The 20,990-nt window shown below is 55.9% G+C and carries 22 protein-coding genes; 18 read left to right on the top strand and 4 right to left on the bottom strand.

From position 1 onward, the window contains the following. Positions 1-6: 6 nt before the first annotated feature. A complete protein-coding gene (locus ETR37_RS05910; RefSeq protein ID WP_015374684.1) occupies positions 7-1,197 on the bottom strand; it encodes an MFS transporter in 1,191 nt (396 codons plus the stop codon). 275 nt (positions 1,198-1,472) lie between these two features. Between ETR37_RS05910 and ETR37_RS05900 the strand changes: the two genes are divergently transcribed. The 9 genes from ETR37_RS05900 to ETR37_RS05855 all read left to right on the top strand — a co-directional run bounded on the left by ETR37_RS05900 (position 1,473) and on the right by ETR37_RS05855 (position 10,758). Continuing rightward, positions 1,473-2,993: a bifunctional ADP-dependent NAD(P)H-hydrate dehydratase/NAD(P)H-hydrate epimerase gene (locus tag ETR37_RS05900; RefSeq protein ID WP_015374685.1), complete on the top strand. Its 1,521-nt coding sequence runs from the start codon at positions 1,473-1,475 to the stop codon at positions 2,991-2,993. A gap of 314 nt (positions 2,994-3,307) precedes the next feature. Next, positions 3,308-3,751, top strand: a complete 444-nt coding sequence (locus ETR37_RS05895; RefSeq protein ID WP_033006629.1) for a GNAT family N-acetyltransferase — start codon at positions 3,308-3,310, stop codon at positions 3,749-3,751. Positions 3,752-3,883: 132 nt separating this feature from the next. Continuing rightward, on the top strand, positions 3,884-4,633 hold the full coding sequence (locus ETR37_RS05890) for an IclR family transcriptional regulator (RefSeq protein WP_015374687.1): 750 nt from the start codon (positions 3,884-3,886) through the stop codon (positions 4,631-4,633). After that, positions 4,630-5,322 (top strand): 5-oxoprolinase subunit PxpB, encoded by a 693-nt coding sequence (gene pxpB / locus ETR37_RS05885; protein ID WP_015374688.1) that lies wholly within the window; start codon positions 4,630-4,632, stop codon positions 5,320-5,322. Before ETR37_RS05890 ends, pxpB begins: the two co-directional genes overlap by 4 nt. Beyond that, the gene (locus ETR37_RS05880) at positions 5,315-6,286 is read left to right on the top strand and encodes a 5-oxoprolinase subunit C family protein (protein WP_033006630.1); all 972 of its coding nucleotides are present in this window, start codon (positions 5,315-5,317) and stop codon (positions 6,284-6,286) included. Before pxpB ends, ETR37_RS05880 begins: the two co-directional genes overlap by 8 nt. Next, the gene (locus ETR37_RS05875) at positions 6,283-7,053 is read left to right on the top strand and encodes a 5-oxoprolinase subunit PxpA (RefSeq protein ID WP_015374691.1); all 771 of its coding nucleotides are present in this window, start codon (positions 6,283-6,285) and stop codon (positions 7,051-7,053) included. The genes ETR37_RS05880 and ETR37_RS05875 overlap by 4 nt, the downstream gene beginning before the upstream one ends. Continuing rightward, entirely contained in the window at positions 7,050-7,793 is a 744-nt protein-coding gene (locus tag ETR37_RS20075; RefSeq protein ID WP_015374692.1) for a 2-thiouracil desulfurase family protein, read from the top strand. Before ETR37_RS05875 ends, ETR37_RS20075 begins: the two co-directional genes overlap by 4 nt. Before the next feature lie 302 nt (positions 7,794-8,095). Next, positions 8,096-9,778, top strand: coding sequence for a long-chain fatty acid--CoA ligase (locus ETR37_RS05860; protein WP_060788285.1), 1,683 nt, complete (start codon positions 8,096-8,098; stop codon positions 9,776-9,778). Further along, on the top strand, positions 9,778-10,758 hold the full coding sequence (locus tag ETR37_RS05855) for a phosphotriesterase family protein (protein ID WP_015374694.1): 981 nt from the start codon (positions 9,778-9,780) through the stop codon (positions 10,756-10,758). The genes ETR37_RS05860 and ETR37_RS05855 overlap by 1 nt, the downstream gene beginning before the upstream one ends. A gap of 219 nt (positions 10,759-10,977) precedes the next feature. Here the strand turns inward: ETR37_RS05855 and ETR37_RS19090 are convergent, their stop codons facing one another. Then, positions 10,978-11,148 (bottom strand): hypothetical protein, encoded by a 171-nt coding sequence (locus tag ETR37_RS19090; RefSeq protein WP_155467694.1) that lies wholly within the window; start codon positions 11,146-11,148, stop codon positions 10,978-10,980. Here ETR37_RS19090 and ETR37_RS05850 point away from each other — a divergent pair. The 5 genes from ETR37_RS05850 to thiE all read left to right on the top strand — a co-directional run bounded on the left by ETR37_RS05850 (position 11,138) and on the right by thiE (position 16,313). Then, positions 11,138-12,817 carry a DUF6044 family protein gene (locus tag ETR37_RS05850; protein WP_013523628.1) on the top strand — a complete coding sequence of 560 codons (1,680 nt, stop codon included), beginning with the start codon at positions 11,138-11,140 and terminating at the stop codon, positions 12,815-12,817. The genes ETR37_RS19090 and ETR37_RS05850 overlap by 11 nt on opposite strands. A 1-nt stretch (position 12,818) precedes the next feature. After that, positions 12,819-13,841 carry a glycosyltransferase family 2 protein gene (locus ETR37_RS05845; protein WP_023634543.1) on the top strand — a complete coding sequence of 341 codons (1,023 nt, stop codon included), beginning with the start codon at positions 12,819-12,821 and terminating at the stop codon, positions 13,839-13,841. Between the two features lie 172 nt (positions 13,842-14,013). Continuing rightward, complete coding sequence (gene thiM / locus ETR37_RS05840; RefSeq protein WP_013145495.1) at positions 14,014-14,823, top strand: hydroxyethylthiazole kinase; 810 nt, start codon at positions 14,014-14,016, stop codon at positions 14,821-14,823. 18 nt (positions 14,824-14,841) lie between these two features. Continuing rightward, a complete protein-coding gene (gene thiD / locus ETR37_RS05835; protein WP_053413475.1) occupies positions 14,842-15,642 on the top strand; it encodes a bifunctional hydroxymethylpyrimidine kinase/phosphomethylpyrimidine kinase in 801 nt (266 codons plus the stop codon). Between the two features lie 5 nt (positions 15,643-15,647). Beyond that, a complete protein-coding gene (gene thiE, locus ETR37_RS05830) occupies positions 15,648-16,313 on the top strand; it encodes a thiamine phosphate synthase (RefSeq protein WP_129447034.1) in 666 nt (221 codons plus the stop codon). Positions 16,314-16,495: 182 nt separating this feature from the next. On the opposite strand, the gene ETR37_RS05825 is transcribed toward thiE, so the two are convergent. Beyond that, positions 16,496-17,491, bottom strand: coding sequence for an acyltransferase family protein (locus tag ETR37_RS05825; protein WP_013523631.1), 996 nt, complete (start codon positions 17,489-17,491; stop codon positions 16,496-16,498). Between the two features lie 124 nt (positions 17,492-17,615). Here ETR37_RS05825 and ETR37_RS05820 point away from each other — a divergent pair, with 124 nt between their 5' ends. The 4 genes from ETR37_RS05820 to ETR37_RS05805 all read left to right on the top strand — a co-directional run bounded on the left by ETR37_RS05820 (position 17,616) and on the right by ETR37_RS05805 (position 18,979). Further along, positions 17,616-17,777 carry a hypothetical protein gene (locus ETR37_RS05820; RefSeq protein WP_227456639.1) on the top strand — a complete coding sequence of 54 codons (162 nt, stop codon included), beginning with the start codon at positions 17,616-17,618 and terminating at the stop codon, positions 17,775-17,777. Further along, positions 17,778-17,957 carry an H-type small acid-soluble spore protein gene (locus ETR37_RS05815; protein ID WP_011231010.1) on the top strand — a complete coding sequence of 60 codons (180 nt, stop codon included), beginning with the start codon at positions 17,778-17,780 and terminating at the stop codon, positions 17,955-17,957. Between the two features lie 108 nt (positions 17,958-18,065). After that, positions 18,066-18,236, top strand: a complete 171-nt coding sequence (locus ETR37_RS05810; RefSeq protein ID WP_011231011.1) for a twin-arginine translocase TatA/TatE family subunit — start codon at positions 18,066-18,068, stop codon at positions 18,234-18,236. Positions 18,237-18,403: 167 nt separating this feature from the next. Further along, complete coding sequence (locus ETR37_RS05805; RefSeq protein WP_033025253.1) at positions 18,404-18,979, top strand: YitT family protein; 576 nt, start codon at positions 18,404-18,406, stop codon at positions 18,977-18,979. Between the two features lie 197 nt (positions 18,980-19,176). Here the strand turns inward: ETR37_RS05805 and ETR37_RS05800 are convergent, their stop codons facing one another. After that, complete coding sequence (locus tag ETR37_RS05800) at positions 19,177-20,538, bottom strand: S8 family peptidase (RefSeq protein ID WP_129447033.1); 1,362 nt, start codon at positions 20,536-20,538, stop codon at positions 19,177-19,179. Positions 20,539-20,990 lie beyond the last annotated feature (452 nt).

The following is a 20,990-nucleotide window of genomic DNA, read 5'->3' as shown; positions in this document are numbered from 1 at the left end:
CGGCGGTCATCGCGAAGGCGATGGCCGCCGTTTTTCCGCATAGAAGATAAGCGGGCCGGACAGAGCGAGGAGTGTGATGACAAAAGCGATGACACCGCTCCAATGGAAATGCGTCCAGACGTAGCCGCCGGCTGTTCCGGCAAGGCTTGACCCTAAATAATAGAAAAGAAGATACAAGGAAGACGCCTGCGCCTTATAGACGTGCGCCTGTTCGCCGATCCAGGCGCTGGCGATGGAGTGGCAGCCGAAAAAGCCAAACGTAAACAGCGCCAAACCGGCTATTTTCACGAGCACGGACGGAGCGAGCGTGGCGAGCGCCCCGAGCGCCGTCAAAGCGACCGACAAACGCAAGGTGCAGGCGTGGCCGCGAAGATCCGCCCGCCGTCCCATATAGACAGAGCCGATGCCGCCAAATATGTAAACGATAAACAAAAAGCCGAGCACGGATTGTCGGAATGAATACGGAGGCTCGCTCAGCAAAAAGCCGATGTAATTGTACAGCGTCACAAACCCGCCCATGAACAAAAAGCCAAGCACTACGAGCGCCATAAGCGGCTTGTTGCGAAGGTGGACGGCGTATGCCTGCCGCAGCGTTTCCCTGTTCCGCCGCCGGACGGCCTGTCTTGGTGCGGGCAGAAAGACGGTAAAGGCAAGGGAAAGCGCCAATGATAGAAATCCGATCGTGATCAGCGCCGAGCGCCAGGAAAAAAGATCGGTCAGTACGCCCGTCAAAATCCGCCCGGCCATGCCGCCGATCGATGTGCCGCTAATATAGAGCCCCATGGCCTTGCCGATGCTGGCCGGATGGAACTCTTCGGCGACATACGCCATGGCCAAGGAAGGGATGCCGGCTGCCGTGATGCCAACGAGCGTGCGCGCCGCAAGCAGCGTCGGAAAATCCGGGCTGAACGCCATTGCGATGGCCAACAGCGATGTCAGCCACATCGAGGCGGCCATCACCCGCTTTTTGCCGATCCGGTCCGACAAGTTGGCCGCGGCCAGCATCGCGACGGCAAGTGCGCCGGTCGATGCTGATACGGTTAAACTCGCCGCTGCGGCCGAAACGTGAAACTGTTTGGCGAAAATCGGCAGCAACGGCTGGGGTGTATACAGCACGGCAAACGTCACAAACCCGCCGAAAAAGAGCGATATGCTTGCTTTCAGATAGGTGATGCTTCCCTTTTCGATGTATGTCAAGGTCGGTCGCCTCTTTTTTTCGAGTGAACGAAGACTGAACATTTCTACTTTCTACTATACTGCTTTTCCCGATTGATCGTCTACAAAAAGAAACACCCGCCGCCCGCAAGGCGGCAGATGTTGGTGAGATTTGAATTTGTCCGAGTCAATGCCCATCGGGGCGGTCGGTGCAACGATGGCCTCTAAAAGATCTAAGTGGTATTCTTTTGCGAAGTTTCCTGGTAAAATTGTACAATTTATATGTATGGGAAGAACAATCGAAAGGGGCAACGTATATGATTCCGATCGTAACGGCTGAGGAAATGTACGCCATTGACCGGGAAGTGGCAGAACGGATCGGCATCAGCGCTGACTCGTTGATGGAAAACGCCGGACAGGCGCTGTTTTGGGCGCTGAAGAAGCGGATTCCGCCCGCTGCCAAGGTGGCGGTGCTCGCGGGCACGGGCAACAACGGCGGCGATGGGTTCGTCATCGCGCGCATGTTGAAAAGTTATGGCTATGAAACCGATGTCTGGCTCGTTCCGCCAAAGGAAAAGGTGAAAGGGGCGGCGCGCACGGCGCTTGAGGTGTACGAGCGGTCCGGTTATGCATGGATCGCTTATGAAGGAAAAGAGCGGGAGTTGGCGGCGCTCTTGCCGCATTATGACATCATCATTGACGCCTTGCTTGGCATCGGCGTCAAAGGGGATGTGCGCCAGCCGTACAAAGACATCATTGAACAAGTGAATGGCTCGCGGGCGGTTGTATATGCCATCGATGTGCCAAGCGGAGTGCCGGCCGGTGGTGGGGATGTGACTGCAGCGGTACGTGCGGATGTGACATTTACCATTCAATGCCCAAAGCTTGGGGCGTATACGTTCCCAGCAGCCGATTATTACGGAGAAATCGCTGTTGTCGATATCGGCATTCCGCCGGCGGCGGTGCAGGCGAAGGCGGCTGCTCGGTTTTTGTGGGAAAAGAGCGATGTGGTGCGGACGATGCCGAAGCGAACACGGTCATCTCATAAAGGAACGTACGGCAAGTTGCTCATCGTCGGCGGGTCCAAGGCGATGGCCGGAGCGGTGACGCTCGCCGCGAAGGCGGCGCTTCGCAGCGGGGCGGGGCTGGTGACGATCGCCGTTCCGGAAACGGTGTATGAGGCGGTTGCCAACCGCGTGCCGGAAGCGATGTGCCGACCATGGCCGGCCGAGGGCGGCGCGTTTGCCGGCGCGGCCGATTGGGATGGGCTTGAGATCGATGCGATCGCTGTCGGCCCAGGGATGGGCCGGACGGAAGGGGTTCGCCGCTTGGTCAATGAGCTTGTGCGCCAGCCGGTGCCGCTTGTCATCGACGCCGATGCCTTGTTTTTTTGGGGCGATTACGCCGAGCTGGTGCGCGAACGGAGCGCGCCGACGGTGATCACGCCGCATCCGGGGGAAATGGCGCGCCTCCTTCGCCGCCCGGTCAGCGAGGTGGAACGCGACCGGTTTGGCGTGTCGAAGCGGCTGGCGATGGAATATGGCGTGTATGTCGTGTTGAAAGGGCCGTATACGATTGTGACGGCGCCGGATGGATCGCAATATGTCAACACGACCGGCAACCCGGCTTTGGCGAAAGGCGGGAGCGGCGACGTGTTGACGGGCATCGTGGCGGCGTTTTTGCTGCAGCACGAGGCGGTGCAGCCGGCGGTGAGCAATGCGGTGTTCGTGCATGGAAAGGCTGCTGATAGGCTTGTTCAACACGGTCATTCGCCCTGGGATGTATTGGCGTCGGACGTTGTGGATGCCTTGCCGGCTGTGCTTGCTTCGCTGACGTGATCAACCGCTTCAATGAAAGGAGCGCTGGGGGATGAACACGATTCCAGCCGGTTTGCGATGACCGGCTGGCGTTGTCTTTTTCCTGCGCATAAGGCATGCGGTTCGGGCGCAAACCGCTGAGGCCGTATTTGCGGCTGCGGCTGTAATGGTTGGTTTATCAGCCGACATTCAGCTTTCGCTGATCGCTGGGTTGCGCCCTTCACGCGCTTGAAGCGGGAGTCTTCTTTCGAAACGATGATCAACGTTGCGGAAAGGCGGCAGTTCCATTTTTGGACAAACATGGCTATAATGAATGTAGAAATAGAAGAAGGGAGATGGGAATCGTGCCGCAATTCGTTTGGCTTGAAACGGAGGAAGAAGTGAGAAGCGCCTTTCCGGTGATGCGCGAGCTGCGCACCCATTTGGATGAGGAAACATACACGGCGCTTGTGCGGGAAGCGCAAGAAAAAGAAGGGTATAAGCTTGCGGCGTTATATGATCAGGACAAAATGGTTGCCGTTGTCGGATTCATGCCGATGATCACGCTCTATAACGGCCGCTTTATTTGGGTGTGCGATTTGGTGACCGCTTCGAGCGAACGTTCGAAAGGGTATGGAAAAGCGTTGCTGTCCTATGTACACGAGTGGGCGAAGGAGCACGGCTACGGGATTGTCTCGCTCTCCTCCGGCTTGCAGCGGATTGACGCCCATCGCTTCTATGAGGAAAAAATGGAATATGAAAAAGTCAGTTATGTGTTTTTGAAACGCTTATCGAGTTGAATCCAACGGCGTCTGTTCAGCAGACGCTTTTCATTTTTGGAGTAGAAAGTTGTCCCACTTTTCATTATAATACGAAATATATAGGTCGTATTTTGGAATTGATATTCTGATATTCGGAACAGAGGGGCGACGATGAACAAAACGGTGTTAAAAACAAAAGAACTGCTTGATTTGTTTCTCGATTGCGAACGGTTGACATTGCCGGAGATGGTCGAACGGCTTCGGATGCCGAAAACGTCGGTGTATCGAATGGCCCAGTCGCTTGTTGTCCTCGGTTTTTTGCAAAAACGAGACGATCACTATGAGCTCGGTTTAGCCTTCTTGACGTTTGGCGCACTCGTCGCCGAGCGGCTTGATATTCGCCGGGCGGCGCTGCCCGTGATGAAGCGGCTGAAAGAGGAGACGAACGAAGCGGTGAATCTTGTCATTCGCGACGGTGATGAGGCGCTGTATATCGAAAAAGTCGAGACGTCCGAGCCGGTGCGCGTCTATACGAAAGTCGGGCGGCGCGCTCCGTTGTACGCCGGTGCGTGTCCCCGCGTGTTGCTTGCGTTTATGGACAAGGCGGAGCGGGAACGTTATGTAGAACAAGTCGAACTTGTTAAAATCGCCAAACATACGGTGACCGACAAAGAAGCGCTTCGCCGGTTGTTGGAAGAAGACCGGTGCCGCGGCTATACGGTCAGCTATTCTGAGCTGGAAAACTATTCGGCCGCCGTTGCGGTGCCGATTTTCAACCATGAAGGGACGGCGGTTGCCGGGCTGAGCGTCGCCGGGCCGGAACAACGCTTTTCGCCAGATGATGTGGCGCGCATCGTTCCGCGATTGAAGCAGGCGGCGATGGACATTTCGCGCGAACTCGGCTTTCGGGGGAAGGGATGACGGTGGAGTATACGTTGTTTCCATTATGCGAATATGCGGTGACGGTTCGGTTTTCAGACCGCATTGACGAGGACGTGAATGATATCGTCCACCAAACGGCCGCCCGGCTTCAGGCCGAGCGAAAAGAAGGCATCGAGGAGATCGTGCCGGCGTTTTCGTCGCTCACCATCTACTATGATCCATTGATGATCGATTACATCGGCATAGGCGCATGGCTAAGGAAAAACATCAGGCGGTCTGAACAAGCGGTGCGGCGTTCGGCGCGGACGGTCGTCATTCCCGTCTGTTACGGCGGCGAATTCGGTCCGGATTTGCCGGATGTCGCTCGTTTCCATGGGATGACAGAAGACGAAGTGGTAGCGCTCCATTCGGCCGGACGCTACCGAGTTTATATGATCGGCTTTTCTCCTGGATTTGCCTATTTAGGAGGGTTGTCGCCGCGCTTGGCGACGCCAAGGCGGTCGGTGCCGCGCACAAAAGTGCCTGCCGGTTCGGTCGGCATCGCCGGCGGACAGACGGGCGTCTACCCGCTTGCGACGCCGGGCGGCTGGCAACTGATCGGTCGAACGCCGCTGAAGCTATTTGACCCGCACCGAGAGAAGCCAAGTTTGCTTGCGGCTGGTGATATCGTCGCGTTTCAGCCGATTGGGGCTGATGAATTTGCACGTTGGAGCGAGGAACATGATTGACGTCATCGAGGCTGGGTTGTTTACAACCGTGCAAGATGGCGGGCGTTTTGGCTACCGGCATGCCGGCGTGCCGGCGGGCGGGGCGATGGATGCGTGGGCGTATCGCCTGGCTAATGCGCTTGTCGGCAACAACGGTGATGAGGCGGTGCTTGAGGCGACGATGGCCGGACCGACGCTTCGGTTTCGCGTCGAGGCCGTTGTTGCGGTATGCGGCGGCGATTTCCCGTGTACGCTCAATGGGCGGACGTTTGCACTTTGGAAGCCGATGGCTGTTGAGCCGGGCGATGTGCTCGAAGTAGGGGTGTGTCGGACGGGGTTTCGAGCGTATATCGCTGTATCAGGCGGCATCGACGTCCCGCCCGTGATGGGCAGCCGTTCCACGTACGTTCCAGCCCAGCTTGGCGGGCTTTCAGGCCGCCCGTTGCAGCGGGGCGATGCACTGCCGGTCGGCGTTACTCATGGGCGTCGTGTTATCGGCCGGATGCGTTGGGGTCTTGCTTCGGCCGCCCGCCGCTATATCGGTGGGAAAACGAAAACGGTGCGCGCGGTTCCCGGTCCGGAGTATGACGAATTTACGCCGGCGAGCCGCCGCCAGTTTTTCGCCGCCCGCTATGAGGTGACGACGCAGTCCGATCGGATCGGCTATCGGCTTTCCGGTCCAACGTTGGCGCTTGTGCGCGAGCGGGAGATGGTCTCGGAAGCGGTCGTTTTCGGCACGGTGCAAGTCCCAGCATCCGGCCAGCCGATCGTATTGATGGCGGACAGCCAGACGACCGGCGGCTACCCGCGCATCGCCCAAGTCGCGGCTGTGGATTTGCCGATTCTCGCGCAGGCTCGCCCGGGTGACTTTATCCAATTTCAGCCGATCGGGCCGGAAGAAGCGATGTGGCTTTATAAGGAACAACAGCAACGGCTGGCTCGATGGATTGCGGCCATTCGCCGTCAATGGGAGGGAGAACGGTGAGGACGATTGATTTGAATTGCGATTTCGGCGAAAGCTTTGGGGTGTATAGGCTTGGGCAGGAAGAAATCTTATCGTACGTGACCTCTGTCAACATCGCCTGTGGGTTTCACGCCGGCGACCCGCTCGTCATGCGGCGGACGGTGCAACTCGCCATCCAGCATGGCGTTGCCATCGGCGCCCACCCGGGGTTTCCGGATTTGCTTGGCTTCGGACGGCGCGCCATGGCCGTTTCGCCAGAGGAGGTATACGCCTATGTAGTCTACCAAATCGGCGCGCTGGCTGCGTTTGTGAAGGCGGAAGGCGGCGTGATGACGCATGTGAAGCCGCACGGCGCCTTGTACAATATGGCGGCGAAAGACGCGGCGCTGGCCGAAGCGATCGCCAAAGCGGTGCATGATGTCGATCCGATGCTTGTCTTATACGGCTTGTCGGGAAGCGAACTCATCCGCGCCGGCCGCGCCTACGGCTTGTGTACGGCGAGCGAAGTGTTCGCCGACCGGACGTATCAGGCGGACGGTTCGCTCACCCCAAGAAGCGATCCGCGCGCCATCATCGCGGATGAAGACGAAGCGGTCACGCAAGTGCTTATGATGATCCGCGACCGGCGCGTTCGCTCGGTGCAAGGGACGGACGTGGCGATTGAAGCCGACACCGTCTGTCTCCATGGCGACAATGAACAGGCGGTGCGATTTGCCAAGCGGCTCTATCAAGCCTTGCAAAACGAAGGCATCGCCATTCAGGCGCCGCGCCGAGAGGAAAGACGATGAAGAAAGCCGGAACACCATATTTGGCGCCCTTGCCGTCTTCTTTAATGGTGTATATGGGCGTGTGCACTGCCATGCAGCAGCTGCCGAATAAGCGCCTTAAGCAGGAAACTCGCTTAGGGCGCTGTTTTCATTTGGAGCTGTTTATTGCTTCTTCTAACTTATACCGATTTTTTGGCTGGCTCAATGAAATGGCCTTCATGACAGTCGATCTTCAATTGGTTACAATAACAAAGAGAGGTGACGGAACGAGAAAGGAGTACAAAAGGATGCACTACGCCATTCCGACAGTGGTGGTCAGCGAATGCCTCGGCTTTTCTGCCTGCCGGTATAACGGCGATATCATTCACAATTCGTTTGTCTCTCGTTTAGGGGAGTTTGCTCGGCTTGTGCCTGTATGCCCAGAAGTGGCCATTGGGCTTGGGGTTCCGCGGGAGACGGTCCGACTTGTGAAACGAGGCGAGGAAAGGCGGCTTGTGCAGTCGTCGACGAACCGAGATTGGACGAGGGAAATGAATTTGCCACCTCCTTTGTTTTTGACAGAGGCGGAGCGGGCCGCGCCCCCTGGATACTCTTTGTTCAGCGCGGTGCAGTTTGGATACGTTTTGATTTTGGCTGCCGCTTCGGCCGAACGGAACGAGTCGAAGAAAAAGCTGGCTGCGAGCGCAAAGGAAAGGACAAGCGGGATCACGAATCTCATCATGTGTTCCTCCTCTTTGCAACATAATGGTAAGCTTTTCTAGAATCATATTTTGCCATATTGGCTTTTGTCTATCAACCAAAAACGAACAAGCAAATGATGACGGGCCAAGAAAGGGGAAACGGTATGCACGGAGCAGACATCAAAGCGATCGTCTGCCGCCTGTTGTAGGCGGTGTATTTTTTGTTTTGTATATTCAGAAAATTATTGAAAATATTCATGAAAGCGTGTACAATAAAAAATAGTCGGCTATATACCAACTGGTCAGTAAAAAAAGCTATCCAATGCTGCTTGCGTGGAGGCTGCCGCAGTGAACGATCGCGTGAAAAGGAGGAGGAAAACGGAATGAATACGAGACATTACCCGTATTGGCCGAAACGGCTCTCAAAAACGCTGGCTGTGCCGGAGACGACGCTGGTCGACCATTTGGAAACAACGGCGAAGCGCTATCCGAACAAAACGGCGATTTACTATTACGGAGCCGTGTATTCGTACAAACAGTTGCTCGATGAAGTGAACGCGTTGGCCGGCTATTTGCAGCAAAAGCTGTCCGTCAAACCGGGCGACCGCGTTCTCTTGTACATGCAAAATTCTCCGCAGTTTGTCATCTCCTACTATGCCATTTTGCGCGCTGAAGCGATCGTCGTGCCGATCAATCCGATGAACACCTCAGAGGAGCTTTCCTTTTACGTCCATGATTGCGAAACGAGAGTCGCCATCGTTGGACAGGAGCTGCTTGACAAAGCGGCCCCGCTCCTTGGACGAACGGCGTTGGAACAAATCATCGTCGCCGCTTATTCTGATTATGCTTCCGATGAATCGCCGGTTTCGCTTCCGGCTGAAGTGGCGGCGCCGCGGCGGGCCATTGGGGATGAGCGCATTCTTTTATGGGCGGACTGCCTCGGCGCCCAATTGCCGCCGCTTCCATACAACGGCCATGTTGATGACATCGCCGTCTTGCCATACACATCCGGGACGACCGGGGTGCCAAAAGGCTGCATCCACCCGCACCGGACGGTGAACGCCAACATCGTCGGCGCCTACCACTGGGGCGATGTGACGAGCGATTCGGTCGCGTTGGCGACGCTGCCGTTTTTCCATGTCACGGGGATGGTCCATAGCATGCATACGCCGATTTTCGCCGGCGCCGCCATGGTGTTGATGACGCGCTGGGATCGGGACGCGGCCGCCCGACTGATTGAATTGCACCGCTGCACGCATTGGGTGAACATCAGCACGATGCTGATCGACTTTTTGGCCAACCCGGCGCTTGGCCGGTATGACATTTCCTCGCTTTCGAGCATTTCCGGCGGCGGAGCGGCGCTTCCGGAAGCGGTCGGGGAAAAATTGTTCCAGCTCACCGGCGTCCGTTATTTTGAAGGCTACGGGCTGACGGAGACGATTTCGCAGACGCATTTCAATCCGCCGGACCGGCCGAAATTGCAATGTCTCGGCGTTCCGTCGTTTGACGTCGACGCGCGCATCATCGACCCGGCGACGGGGCGGGAGCTTGGCGTCGGCGAAGTCGGGGAGATCGTCGTTTGTGGTCCGCAAGTGTTCCGCGGCTATTACCGGCGTGAAAAAGAAACGGAAGAAGCGTTCATCGAGCTCGACGGCAAGCGGTTTTTCCGCACCGGCGACATCGGGCGGATGGATGAGGAAGGCTACTTTTTCATCGTCGACCGCGTCAAACGGATGATCAACGCTTCTGGATACAAAGTGTGGCCGACCGAAGTCGAGTCGCTTTTGTACAAACATCCGGCTGTTCAGCAGGCGTGCGTCGTCGGCGTGCCGGATCCGCGCCGCGGCGAAACGGTGAAGGCGTTTATCGTCCTTCATGACGAGTATGTCGGCAAAGTAACGGAAGAAGAGATCATTGAATGGTCCAAGACGCAAATGGCGGCGTACAAATATCCGCGCCTCGTCGAATTCCGCTCGTCGCTGCCGATGACGTCAAGCGGCAAGTTGCTTTGGCGAAAATTGCAGGAAGAGGAATATGAAAAAGCGGGGAAAGGGGTGAACGCCTGATGGCGAAGACGGTCGAAACCGTCCTTGGCCCAGTGCCGGTGGAACAGCTTGGCAAAACGCTCATCCACGAGCATTTCCTCTTCGGCTATCCAGGGTTTCAAGGCGATGTGACGCGCGGCACGTTCCGCGAAGACGAGGCGCTTCGCGTCGCAGTCGAGGCGGCGGAAAAGATGAAGCGGCACGGCATTCAAACGGTTGTCGATCCGACGCCGAACGACTGCGGGCGCAACCCGGCATTTTTGCGGCGCGTTGCTGAAGAGACGGGACTGAACATTATTTGCGCCACCGGCTATTATTATGAAGGGGAAGGGGCGCCGCCGTACTTCCAATTCCGCCGGCTTCTCGGAACAGCGGAAGATGATATTTACGACATGTTTATGGCCGAGCTGACCGAGGGCATTGCCGATACCGGAATCAAGGCGGGTGTCATCAAGCTCGCCTCGAGCAAAGGGTGCATCACCGAGTACGAAAAGATGTTCTTCCGCGCTGCCGCCCGCGCGCAAAAAGAGACGGGTGCGGTCATCATCACCCATACGCAAGAAGGAACGATGGGGCCGGAACAAGCCGCCTATTTGCTTGAGCACGGCGCCGATCCGAAAAAAATTGTCATCGGCCATATGTGCGGCAACACGGACCCGGACTATCATCGAAAGACGCTTGCTTACGGCGTTTACATTGCGTTTGACCGCTTCGGCATCCAAGGGATGGTCGGCGCGCCGACTGATGAGGAGCGGGTGCGGACGCTCCTTGCTCTGCTCCGCGATGGGTACGAGAAACAAATTATGCTGTCGCATGACACTGTCAACGTTTGGCTTGGCCGGCCGTTTACGCTGCCGGAGCCGTTTGCGGAAATGATGAAAAATTGGCATGTCGAGCATTTGTTTGTGAACCTCATTCCCGCGCTGAAAAATGAAGGAATCCGCGACGAAGTGCTTGAGCAAATGTTCATCGGCAATCCGGCGGCGCTGTTCTCGGCTTGACGCCGTTTGCAAGGTCGGTAAAAACCGCGCTTTCTGCAAAATCGTTGTTGCGAACGCGCGGAAAAGCGGTTGTTGATCATCCTGAACCGAGAAAACCCCCACTTCCACGCGTGAGCGTAGGTGGGAGAGCGTTCAAGAGCGAAATCTCCATGGTTCGCGCGTTTTTTCGTTCCATCACCAGCTTTTTTGGGCAACGTTGTGTTGCCTGCAAAAGGCTGTTCAAAAGGTGAATAGAAAACCGCCGTCATCAGGCTTCAATTGGCCGACGGCGGTTTTTTTGTTTGGACGGGAGTCCGTTTTTTTCCATTCCCATGAATAATTTTCCTGTTGGGTTGAACAATAAGGAAAGACATGAGTAAAAGCGAAAGGGGGAGAAAAGGTGCCGTCCATCGAAAAGAGACTCCTGCTCTTCTCTTTCGTTGCCATCGCCTTGTACGTGTCGCCGTACTTTGTGCTCGGTGAAGATGCGCATATGCGCGTTCATGACAATTTGGATTCCAACATCGCTTGGTATAAGGTGCTCACTCGAAGCGGTGAGCTGTTCGGACCGGTCGATGGGGTCATTCCGCAAATCATCAACGGCCTGCCGCGCAACGCGTTCGGCACAGAATTCAGCGGCATCGTTTGGCTTCACGCCCTGTTTCCATCCATTTACGCCTATGGGCTCAGTCAAGCCGCAACCCGCGTATTGGCGTTCATCGGCATGTATTTGCTGCTGCGAAAACATGTGCTGCCGGGCGAGCGCTGGGGATGGATTCGCATCGGCTCTTCGTTGACGTTTGCCTTGACGCCGTTTTGGCCATCGGGAATGTTAAGTACGCTCGGGATGCCGCTTGCGCTTTGGGCGTTTTTAAACATTCGGGGCGGCGAGCGTTCATGGGTGAACTGGGCGGTGTTGACGCTTTTGCCGCTCTATTCGAGCTTCGTGCTTGGATTTTTCTTTTTCTTGAGCGCGCTTGGGATTTGGTGGCTCATTGATGTCATCCGCGGCAAGGGTTGGAATTGGCGGTTTTTGGCGGCCATCGTCTATATGACGATGCTCTATTTGGCGGTCGATTACCGGCTTGTCCATTCGCTCTTGTTTTCCAATGAGCCGACAAGCCGCGACGAATATTTCCACGCCCGTCTGCCGCTTTGGCGCGTCATCCGGCTGACGTTCAAAAACTATGTGCTCGGCCACACCCACGTCATGACCGTGCATGGGCTCGTCATTTTACCGGTGACGCTCGTTGCCTTGTACATTGTATGGAAGCGGAAAAGCTGGCGGCGGGAGAAACTGTTTTTGATTTTGCACGGGTTGAACTTCGCGTTGTCGACATGGTATGCGTTTTGGTTTTACAAAGGATGGCTGCCGCTCACCGAACGGTTTGATTTGCTCGATAAGTTCAATTTCGCCCGCTACCATTTTTTGCGGCCAATGGTGATTTACGTCTTGTTTGCACTGGCGCTGAAAATTTTTTGGCAGGAAGGCCGAAGGTGGCGGGCGGTTGGTGCGGCGGCCATTGTCTTGCAGCTTGTCGTGCTTGCTTTATGCAATGAGGAAATCGTCTACCGCGACAAGCCGTCGTTTCGCGAGTTTTACGCGGAAAAGCAGTTTGCCGCCATTCGCCGCTATATCGGCCGCCCGGTGCATACATACCGTGTCGCCAGCATCGGCATCCACCCGGCGATCGCTCAATACAACGGCTTTTACACACTCGATACGTACAACAACTTTTATCCGCTCGAATACAAGCATCGGTTTCGCCGCATCATCGCCAAGGAGCTCGCGAAAAACAAAAAACTGCGCCAGTATTTCGATGAATGGGGCGGGCGCTGCTATTTGTTCGTCGATGAGCTGGGCAAGCGGTATATGTTTCAGAAAAACTCGAAGCGGACGATTCGCAACTTGGAATTGAACACAAACGTGTTTTATGACATGGGCGGGCGCTACATTTTTTCAGCGCTGCCGATTGAAAATGCCAGCAAAAACGCCTTGAGCCTTGAGCGGGTGTTCCGTTCCAAAGAGTCCGCGTGGACCATCTATTTATACAAAGTCGTGCCGGAGGGAGGAAGGTGACATGTTCGAACCGACGTTGGCTATTGTTGTGCCGTGTTACAACGAAGAAGAGGTGCTGCCGGAGACGATCCGCCGCTTACGGGAGTTGCGCGAACAATTGATTGAAGAGCAGCTCATTTCATCCAACAGCGCGCTTTTGTTCGTCGATGACGGCAGCTGTGATGACACATGGAAGATCATATACAAAGCGAGTTTGCGCCACCCGGAAGTGAAAGGGCTGAAACTGGCGCATAACGCCGGCCACCAAAACGCGCTGCTTGCTGGGCTGTTCGCCGCGAAAAGGCATGCCGATTGCCTCATTTCGATCGACGCCGATTTGCAAGATGATGTAGCGGCGATTCGGGAATTTGTGCAAAAGTTTCGCGAAGGCTATGACATCGTCTACGGCGTGCGCCGGCGGCGCGATGCCGATACATGGTTCAAGCGCCATACGGCGCAAGGGTTTTATCGGTTGATGAAGGCGTTTGGCGTCGATCTCGTTTACAATCACGCCGACTATCGCCTTATGAGCCGGCGCGCTGTGGACGCGCTTGAACAGTTCGGGGAAGCGAACTTGTTTTTGCGCGGCATCGTTCCACTTTTGGGCTTTCGGTCGGCGACGGTTTATTATGACCGAAAAGAGCGGCTGGCCGGGAAAACGAAATATCCGCTGAAAAAAATGATCGCCTTTGCGCTTGACGGCGTGACGTCGTTCAGCGTCACCCCGATCCGTTTCATTTCGCTCGTTGGGTTTCTCTCGTTTGTCGTCAGCTTGATGTTTGGCGCCTATTTTCTTTTTCTCAAATGGGTCGGGCATACGGAAACGGGTTGGACGTCGCTCATTACGTCCATCTGGCTGTTAGGGGGCTTGCAGCTGATGGCGCTCGGGCTGATTGGTGAATATATTGGAAAAATTTACAAAGAAACGAAACGGCGGCCGCGCTATATCATCGATTTGGATTTGTGGAATTGGCCGCTGCCGCAGCGGCTGTCGCCGGCGGCGCCGTCCGAAGAGGGAGGGGCGGCCGAATGGACGCGTTCGTAATGGAACAAAAAGGGAGGTGCGCTTTGGCGGCCGCCTTTTTTCTTTGTCTTGCAATTCAAAAAAAGAAAGAGTAGACTGATGGATGGGGAGAATGGATCATTCCATTGGCCGAAAATACGGCGAAAGTCAGTGTATGGCCGGCGAAAAGGCTTGGAAAGGGGAGAAACCGGAAATGGCCAATTGGCATGAATGGGCGGAACTGCTCGAGCGGGTAAGAGAGGAGAATCCGCTCGTCCATAATATCACGAATGTCGTTGTGACGAATTTTACGGCAAATGGGCTGCTTGCGCTTGGCGCTTCGCCGGTGATGGCGTATGCGAAAGAGGAAGTGGGCGAGATGGCGAAGCTCGCTGGAGCGCTTGTCCTCAATATTGGGACGTTGAATGACAAAGAGGTGGAAGCGATGCTTGTCGCCGGCCAGGCGGCCAATGAAGCCGGCGTGCCGGTCATTTTCGACCCGGTCGGGGCCGGGGCCACGCGCTACCGGACGGAGACGGCGCGCCGCATCGCGGAACAAGTCAAGCTCGCCGTGATCCGTGGCAATGCGGCGGAGATCGCCAATATGATCGGTGAGGCGTGGGCGATTAAAGGAGTTGACGCCGGCGGAGGAAGCGGCGATCGAGTGGCATTGGCCAAACGGGCGGCGGAGCAGCTCGGCGCCGTTGTCGCGATTACTGGAAAAGAGGACGTCGTTGCGGACGGACAGACGACGTATCTGATTCAGAACGGCCATCCGTTGTTGACAAAAGTGACCGGAGCGGGCTGCTTGCTGACATCGGTTGTCGGAGCGTTTGCGGCCGTTGAGCGCGATGCGGCGGCAGCGGCGGTGGCCGCGCTTGTGTATTACGGCGTCGCAGCGGAGCAGGCGGCGGCCAAAGCCGGGGAGCGCGGACCGGGCAGCTTCCAGACGGCGTTTTTGGACGCGTTGGCGTATACAAGCGTCGATGATGTCAAACGGTATGGCCGGGTGGAACAACGGTAAAAGGGGAGGAGAAACACGATGGTGTACAAAGCGTTGACGATTGCCGGGTCGGACAGCGGCGGCGGCGCCGGCATCCAAGCCGATCTCAAAACGTTCCAGGAGCTCGGCGTCTTTGGCATGTCAGCGATCACGGCGGTGACGGCGCAAAACACACTTGGCGTGCAAGGCGTCTTTCCGCTGTCGGCGGAAGCAGTCGCCGCCCAGATCGAATCGGTGGCCGCCGATTTAGGCGCGGATGCGGTGAAAACCGGCATGCTCTTTAGTGCCGAGATCATTCGTACGGTTGCTGAACAAGTGAAAAAACAGAAATGGGAGCGGCTGGTCGTCGACCCGGTGATGATCGCCAAAGGCGGCGCTCCGCTGTTGCAAGAGGAAGCGGTGGCCGCGCTGAAAGAAGAGCTGCTGCCGATGGCGCTTGTCATTACACCGAACATTCCAGAAGCGGAAGCGTTGACGGGCGTTGTCATCCGCACGATGGATGACCGCCGTGAAGCCGCGCGCCTCCTCCACCGGATGGGCGCCCGCTATGTCGTCGTGAAAGGCGGCCATGACGATGATGGCGAAGAAACCGTCGACTTGCTGTATAACGGCAGCGAATTTTCCTATTTTAAAAGCAAGCGAATTGACACGCGCCATACGCACGGAACCGGCTGTACGTTTGCCGCGGCGATCGCCGCTGAGCTGGCGAAAGGGCGGCATCCTGTCGACGCTGTCGCGACGGCGAAGGCGTTTGTGCAATCGGCGATTGCCCATCCGCTCGGCATCGGCCAAGGCCATGGGCCGACGAACCATTGGGCGTACCGCCAATACGGAGAGTGAGAACGATGGCGCGCATCGCGAGCGGTGAAATGAAGGAGCGGCTGGCTGTTTACTTCATTATGGGAAGCCAAAACAGCGAACGTCCGGCCGCCGATGTGCTGAAAGAAGCGCTTGACGGCGGTGTGACGTTGTTTCAATTCCGCGAAAAAGGGCCGGGCGCTTTAAAAGGGGCGGACAAAGAGGCGCTCGCCCGGCAGCTGCAGCGCCTTTGCCGCGCTTATGGGGTGCCGTTTATCGTCAACGATGACGTCGAGCTGGCCCTCGCCATTGATGCCGACGGCGTCCATGTCGGTCAAGACGATGAGGACGCGCGGCGCGTGCGGGAAAAAATCGGCGATAAAATTTTGGGCGTCTCAGCGCACAACGTCGAAGAAGCGATGGCGGCCGTTGAGGCGGGCGCCGATTACCTCGGCGTCGGCCCGATTTACCCGACCAGTTCGAAAGAGGATGCAAAGGAAGCGCAAGGACCGGATGTTCTCCGCCGCTTGCGCGAAGCCGGCATCACCATTCCAATCGTCGCCATTGGCGGCATTACGGCTGCGAACGCCAAAACCGTTGTGGAAGCCGGGGCGGATGGAGTATCCGTCATCAGCGCCATCGCTTCGGCTCCGTCGCCAAAGGCGGCGGCCGCCGCCTTAGCGGAAGCGGTGCGGGCAGCTCGCACGCGCTGAATGAAAAAGTCGGTTTCCACTTGTAGGCAAAGCGCCATAAATGGAAAAAGGGGCTGACCCAAAAGGCTGTCTGCCTTCAGGATAGACACAAAATATAGTGCGAAAGAAGAGGTCAGTACGTATATATAGAGACGAAAGAGGGTGTCCCGATCCTTTTGGGACACCCCCTTCTTTTTTGACTGCTAGGTCGTTGTCTGCCGCCAGTTCGGCCATCGCCATTCCAACAGCGGCCGCACGAGCCGGACGACCGGCTTGCTTCCAAGGATGAGCATCATGGCAACCGACAGTGCAAGCAGAAGCGGATAGCCGTGCACATCCATAATAAAGTCTGGGAATGGCGTCTCGTGCAAATATTTTAAAATAAACCCGTGCAAGATATAGATGTAAAACGTGCGCGCCCCGAGCACGGAAAAGGAGAAGCGACGGCTCGGGATGAGCGACAGAAAGCCAAACATCATGAGCAGGCTCGCCCCATAAATGGCGAGGCGGCTCGCAATGCCGGCTGGTTCCGAGACGCCGAGCGTATCGTACGATTTCGAGCCGTACAGCCAATCTTGCGGCAAATCCGGAAACCCGAAATGGATGACGAAAAACATGCTAACAAGCACAAATAGCGAAACGAGGCGCACTGGGGCGGCAAACAAGCGCTCGATCGCCGACTTTTGAAAGAAAAATCCAAGCAAAAAGAACGGGAAAAACGTGAGCGTCCGCGACAAGCTCAGCCATTTTTCCGCTTCCATCATGCCGCCGGTCAAGCCGAGAAGAAGCGCCATCGGCAATGCGATCCGCTTTGGCAGCCGGCCGAACCATAACAGCAGCACGTTCCAGCTAAACAGGCTGAGCAAAAACCATAAACTCCAATGCGGGGTCAATAAGTCAAGTTCCAGCGACTGTTTGTCATACAGGAAGAAATAGTAGATCGAATACAGCAGCTGGAACAGAACGTACGGGATGAGCAATTTTTTCGTGATTTTTTGCAAGTAGCCGTGCTCATGGAATTTTTTGGCGAAATAGCCGGAAATGAAAATGAACGCTGGCATGTGGAAAAAGAAAATCCACGTATACAAGCTGTGCACCCATAAGACGCCGTCAATGTACGGGCGTAGAAAGTGGCCAAACACGACGAGGAGCATGAGCGCGCATTTCGCGTTGTCAAAATAATAGTCCCGCTCCTTCATAGTGTTTCCTCCTTTCTATACACACCAATTCGAATCATACTCCTTCTTTTTGAGGGAGTCAACGCAGAAACGAAGCGATGGGATGTCCGCTGTCATCAGTTTGCCAAAGAAAGGGGATGATTCGGTGAAAAACGATCGGCACGAAATGGGCGATATGACGCAGTTGCTTGAAATCATCAACGCCAAAGGAGACGAAGGCGAGCTTCATGAGATCGTCTGCAGCGACGAGTTGTTTTGGAAAAGCTTGCGGGCGCAGGCGGAGGACAGTGCGAAAGGAGGGGAGTAGATGGAACTGTTGCGGGCGAAGCGAATGGCTGAAGCTGGGGAGATCGTTCCGGTGATGTATAAAGGGAAACAAGTGGTGATTCAGCACGTCGATGATGAGCGCGAAATGGCTCGCGTTTATTTCACCGATGAGCCGGAACACGAACAAGACGTACCGGTGCGACTGCTTGAGGAACAATGAGAGATGGGCAAATTGTCGCCGTTTTGTCAAGGGAAAGACGATGACACCGTCCGTTCTTCTATGGTATAATGATTCAAGAAACGACGCTTGAACATTGGAGTGACAAACATGAACATCGGCTTTGGAGAAATTGCGCTCATCGTCTTTTTCGCTTTGCTCATTTTCGGACCGAAAAAGCTGCCGGAGTTAGGACAAGCGGCCGGGAAAACGCTGCGCGAATTTAAGAATGCGACAAAAGGCATCATCGACGATGACGAGACGACAAAAGCGCAAAAATAAGAGGTTGGGCATAGAGGCCTGGCCTCTTATTTTTGTATTTCGTCCGTGACTAGCCATTTCCTCCGCGATGCGGCAAAAAAGAGACAAGCTCTGTCAAGGGGCGCTATATACATATATATGGAGGCATGTTGGCTCGTTGGGATAAGCCGTGGCGGAGGGGTTTCGTGATGATCAAAAAAATGGCGGCGGTGATTGTCGGCAGTCTGCTTCTTGGCGTTGGCATCAACGTCTTTTTAGTCCCTCACCATTTGCTTGATGGGGGGATGATCGGGCTCGGGCTGATCGCCAAATACGTGTGGCACGTTCAGGCTGGGTTGACGATGATCGTCTTAAGCGTTCCGCTTTATGCAGCCGCATGGTTTTACTACCGCCCGTTTTTTTACAACAGCTTGCACGGACTTTTATTTTCCTCATGGATGATTGACGTATTGTCCGTTTTGCGCGGCGTGGTGGTGTTGGATTCGCTTTTGAGCGCGGTCATCGGCGGGGTGCTGGTCGGCGCGGGCATCGGCTTGATGCTGCGCGAGGAGACGAGCACGGGCGGGACCGACCTGCTCGCCCAGTTTATCGCTAGATGGACGAACTGGAACGTCGGGATCATCATTTTTGTCATTGACGCCTGCATTATTTCAGCTGGGAGCATGATCATCGACTCAGTGCCGTTTGTCCACTCGCTTGTCGTTGTCACGGTCGTCGGGGCGGTGACGACGATGTTGACGCGCGAAAAAACGATGGGGGTATAGCTCGAATCCCCATCGTTTTTCGTTTCAGCAGATAGGCGCTCCTCTATGGGAATGCGGCACCGAAGGCGCCGTTTCCGGCTGTTTGCTGATTGATGCTGTGGGGGAGTTTTAACATCGTTCGCACAGGAGATGAGAATTTTGTCCGTTTGACCTTTCCCAGCGACGAGTTCCCCAATCATTGGCGGAAGGAGCATCGGTTATCGCTTAGCCAGCTCGAGCGCGCGGTAGACGTTAATCAGCCCATAGCCGTAATACGGATCTTTTCCTCTCTCTCCCAAATCGTCAGCGCTTTCGAGAATAATGTCGCGCACTTCATCGTTCGAAAGCCGCGGGTTGACGGAGCGGATCAAAGCGGCGAGCGCGGTGACGTGCGGCGCGGCCATCGACGTGCCGGAAAGGGCGGCGTACCGGTGGCCGGCAAACGTGCTGGCAATGTTCGTTCCAGGCGCGACGACATCCACATAGTCGCCGTAGTTGGAATAAAGTGCATAGGAAAGATCCGGATTGACAGCGCCAACACTGATCACTTCTGGATACGCGGCCGGAAAGCTCGGCTGTGATGTGCTGTCGTTGCCGGAAGCGGCGACAAGCACGACATCATGGGCGTCGGCGTAGCGGATCGCCTCTTCAAGCACCGAGGACGGTTGGTAGTTGCCAAGGCTTAAATTGATGACCTTTGCCCCGTGGTCGACCGCCCAGCGGATGCCTTTCGCCACGTCGATGCTCGTTCCATAGCCGTCCGCATTTAATGCTTTGACGGCCATGATCGGGTTGAACCATGTTATGCCGGCGACTCCTTCGTCGTTGTTCGGCTGTGAGGCGATAATGCCAGCGACATGGGTGCCATGGCCATTTTCGTCATTCGGAGAGCGGTCGTCGGCCAATACGTTGTATCCGGGACCAAGGCGGCGGATTAAATCGGGATGGGTCAAATCGACCCCGCTGTCAATGATGGCGACAGGCACGGTTTGTTTGCCGCGCGACAACGTCCAGCCGTCTTCAGTATGAATGGCCGGCAAGTTCCACTGGTAGCGGGCGTAAAACGAATCGTTCGGGATCAGCGCCGGCTTGTTCCACTCATTTTGCATGTAAATGTAGTGCGGTTCGCAATAATCAACCATCGGAAGGGATCGGAAATAGCGGCGCATCTCTTCGTACGTTTGCCCGCGCGAACGGAATACAAACACGTGGTCGACCTGCTTGATGAGCTGGCCGGCGATGGCTGCCTCCATTTGTTGAAGACGGCTTTCCGATGGCAATGCCCGAAAGCGGACGACGATCTCATTGGCGAAATAATGGCTTCGGTCACCGCGGCGATTATGGAGGATTTCCCGAATGCGCGGGTGCTTGTTCAACTGCTGTTTCAGCTGTTCGCCTGCGCTTAAGCTGTCTAAGGCGACAACGGTTGGATGGGTGGGTGCGACCTCGGCGTCAAACGGCTTCAGCCGTGGTGGAGCCGGGGCGTTTTCTTCTAGAGCCGGTCGCCCCAAGGCGGCTGCGGCAACGAGTAGAGCAACAACCGCGCTGGTCGCGGCCCATATTCGGTATCGGCGTTTCACGCTGTTCACCTCCTTGTTGTTAGGATGGGCGATTGACGGACAAATCATGAAAAATGGGATTCACCTTTTGCCATGGTGAAATCCCATTTTCTTCTTCAGCGGCCGACCGATTGCATACAGATGCAATTTGAAGTTTTCACATTTGCGGCTTTTGCCGAGCATTTGATCGACTGTCGGGAGACCGAACAACGCCGCTTTCAGCCTCATGTATGGGGCTGAGAAGCGGATGGTTGTTCGGTCTTCCGTCACGCCAAGGCGTGACGGGGGCAAGCCTGTGGCTTGCCCTCGACAGTCGAAAAATAGATAAGCGGCTTTTCTGTCCAAGATATGTTAAACGTTTTGATTGCATCTAGTGTGCTAAGCGTTACTGTTCTCCTTCTCTTAGCCGCCGGCGCCGTTCTTCTTTTGCGCCGGGGCGAGTATGCGTTTGTGCCGGATGGGAGCGATATTGC

It is taken from the genome of Geobacillus sp. PK12 (assembly GCF_004123125.1).
GTDB classification, from domain to species: Bacteria; Bacillota; Bacilli; order Bacillales; family Anoxybacillaceae; genus Geobacillus; species Geobacillus zalihae.
The sequence above is the reverse complement of the archived record's forward strand: the minus strand, read 5'-3'. Positions and strand labels throughout refer to the sequence as shown.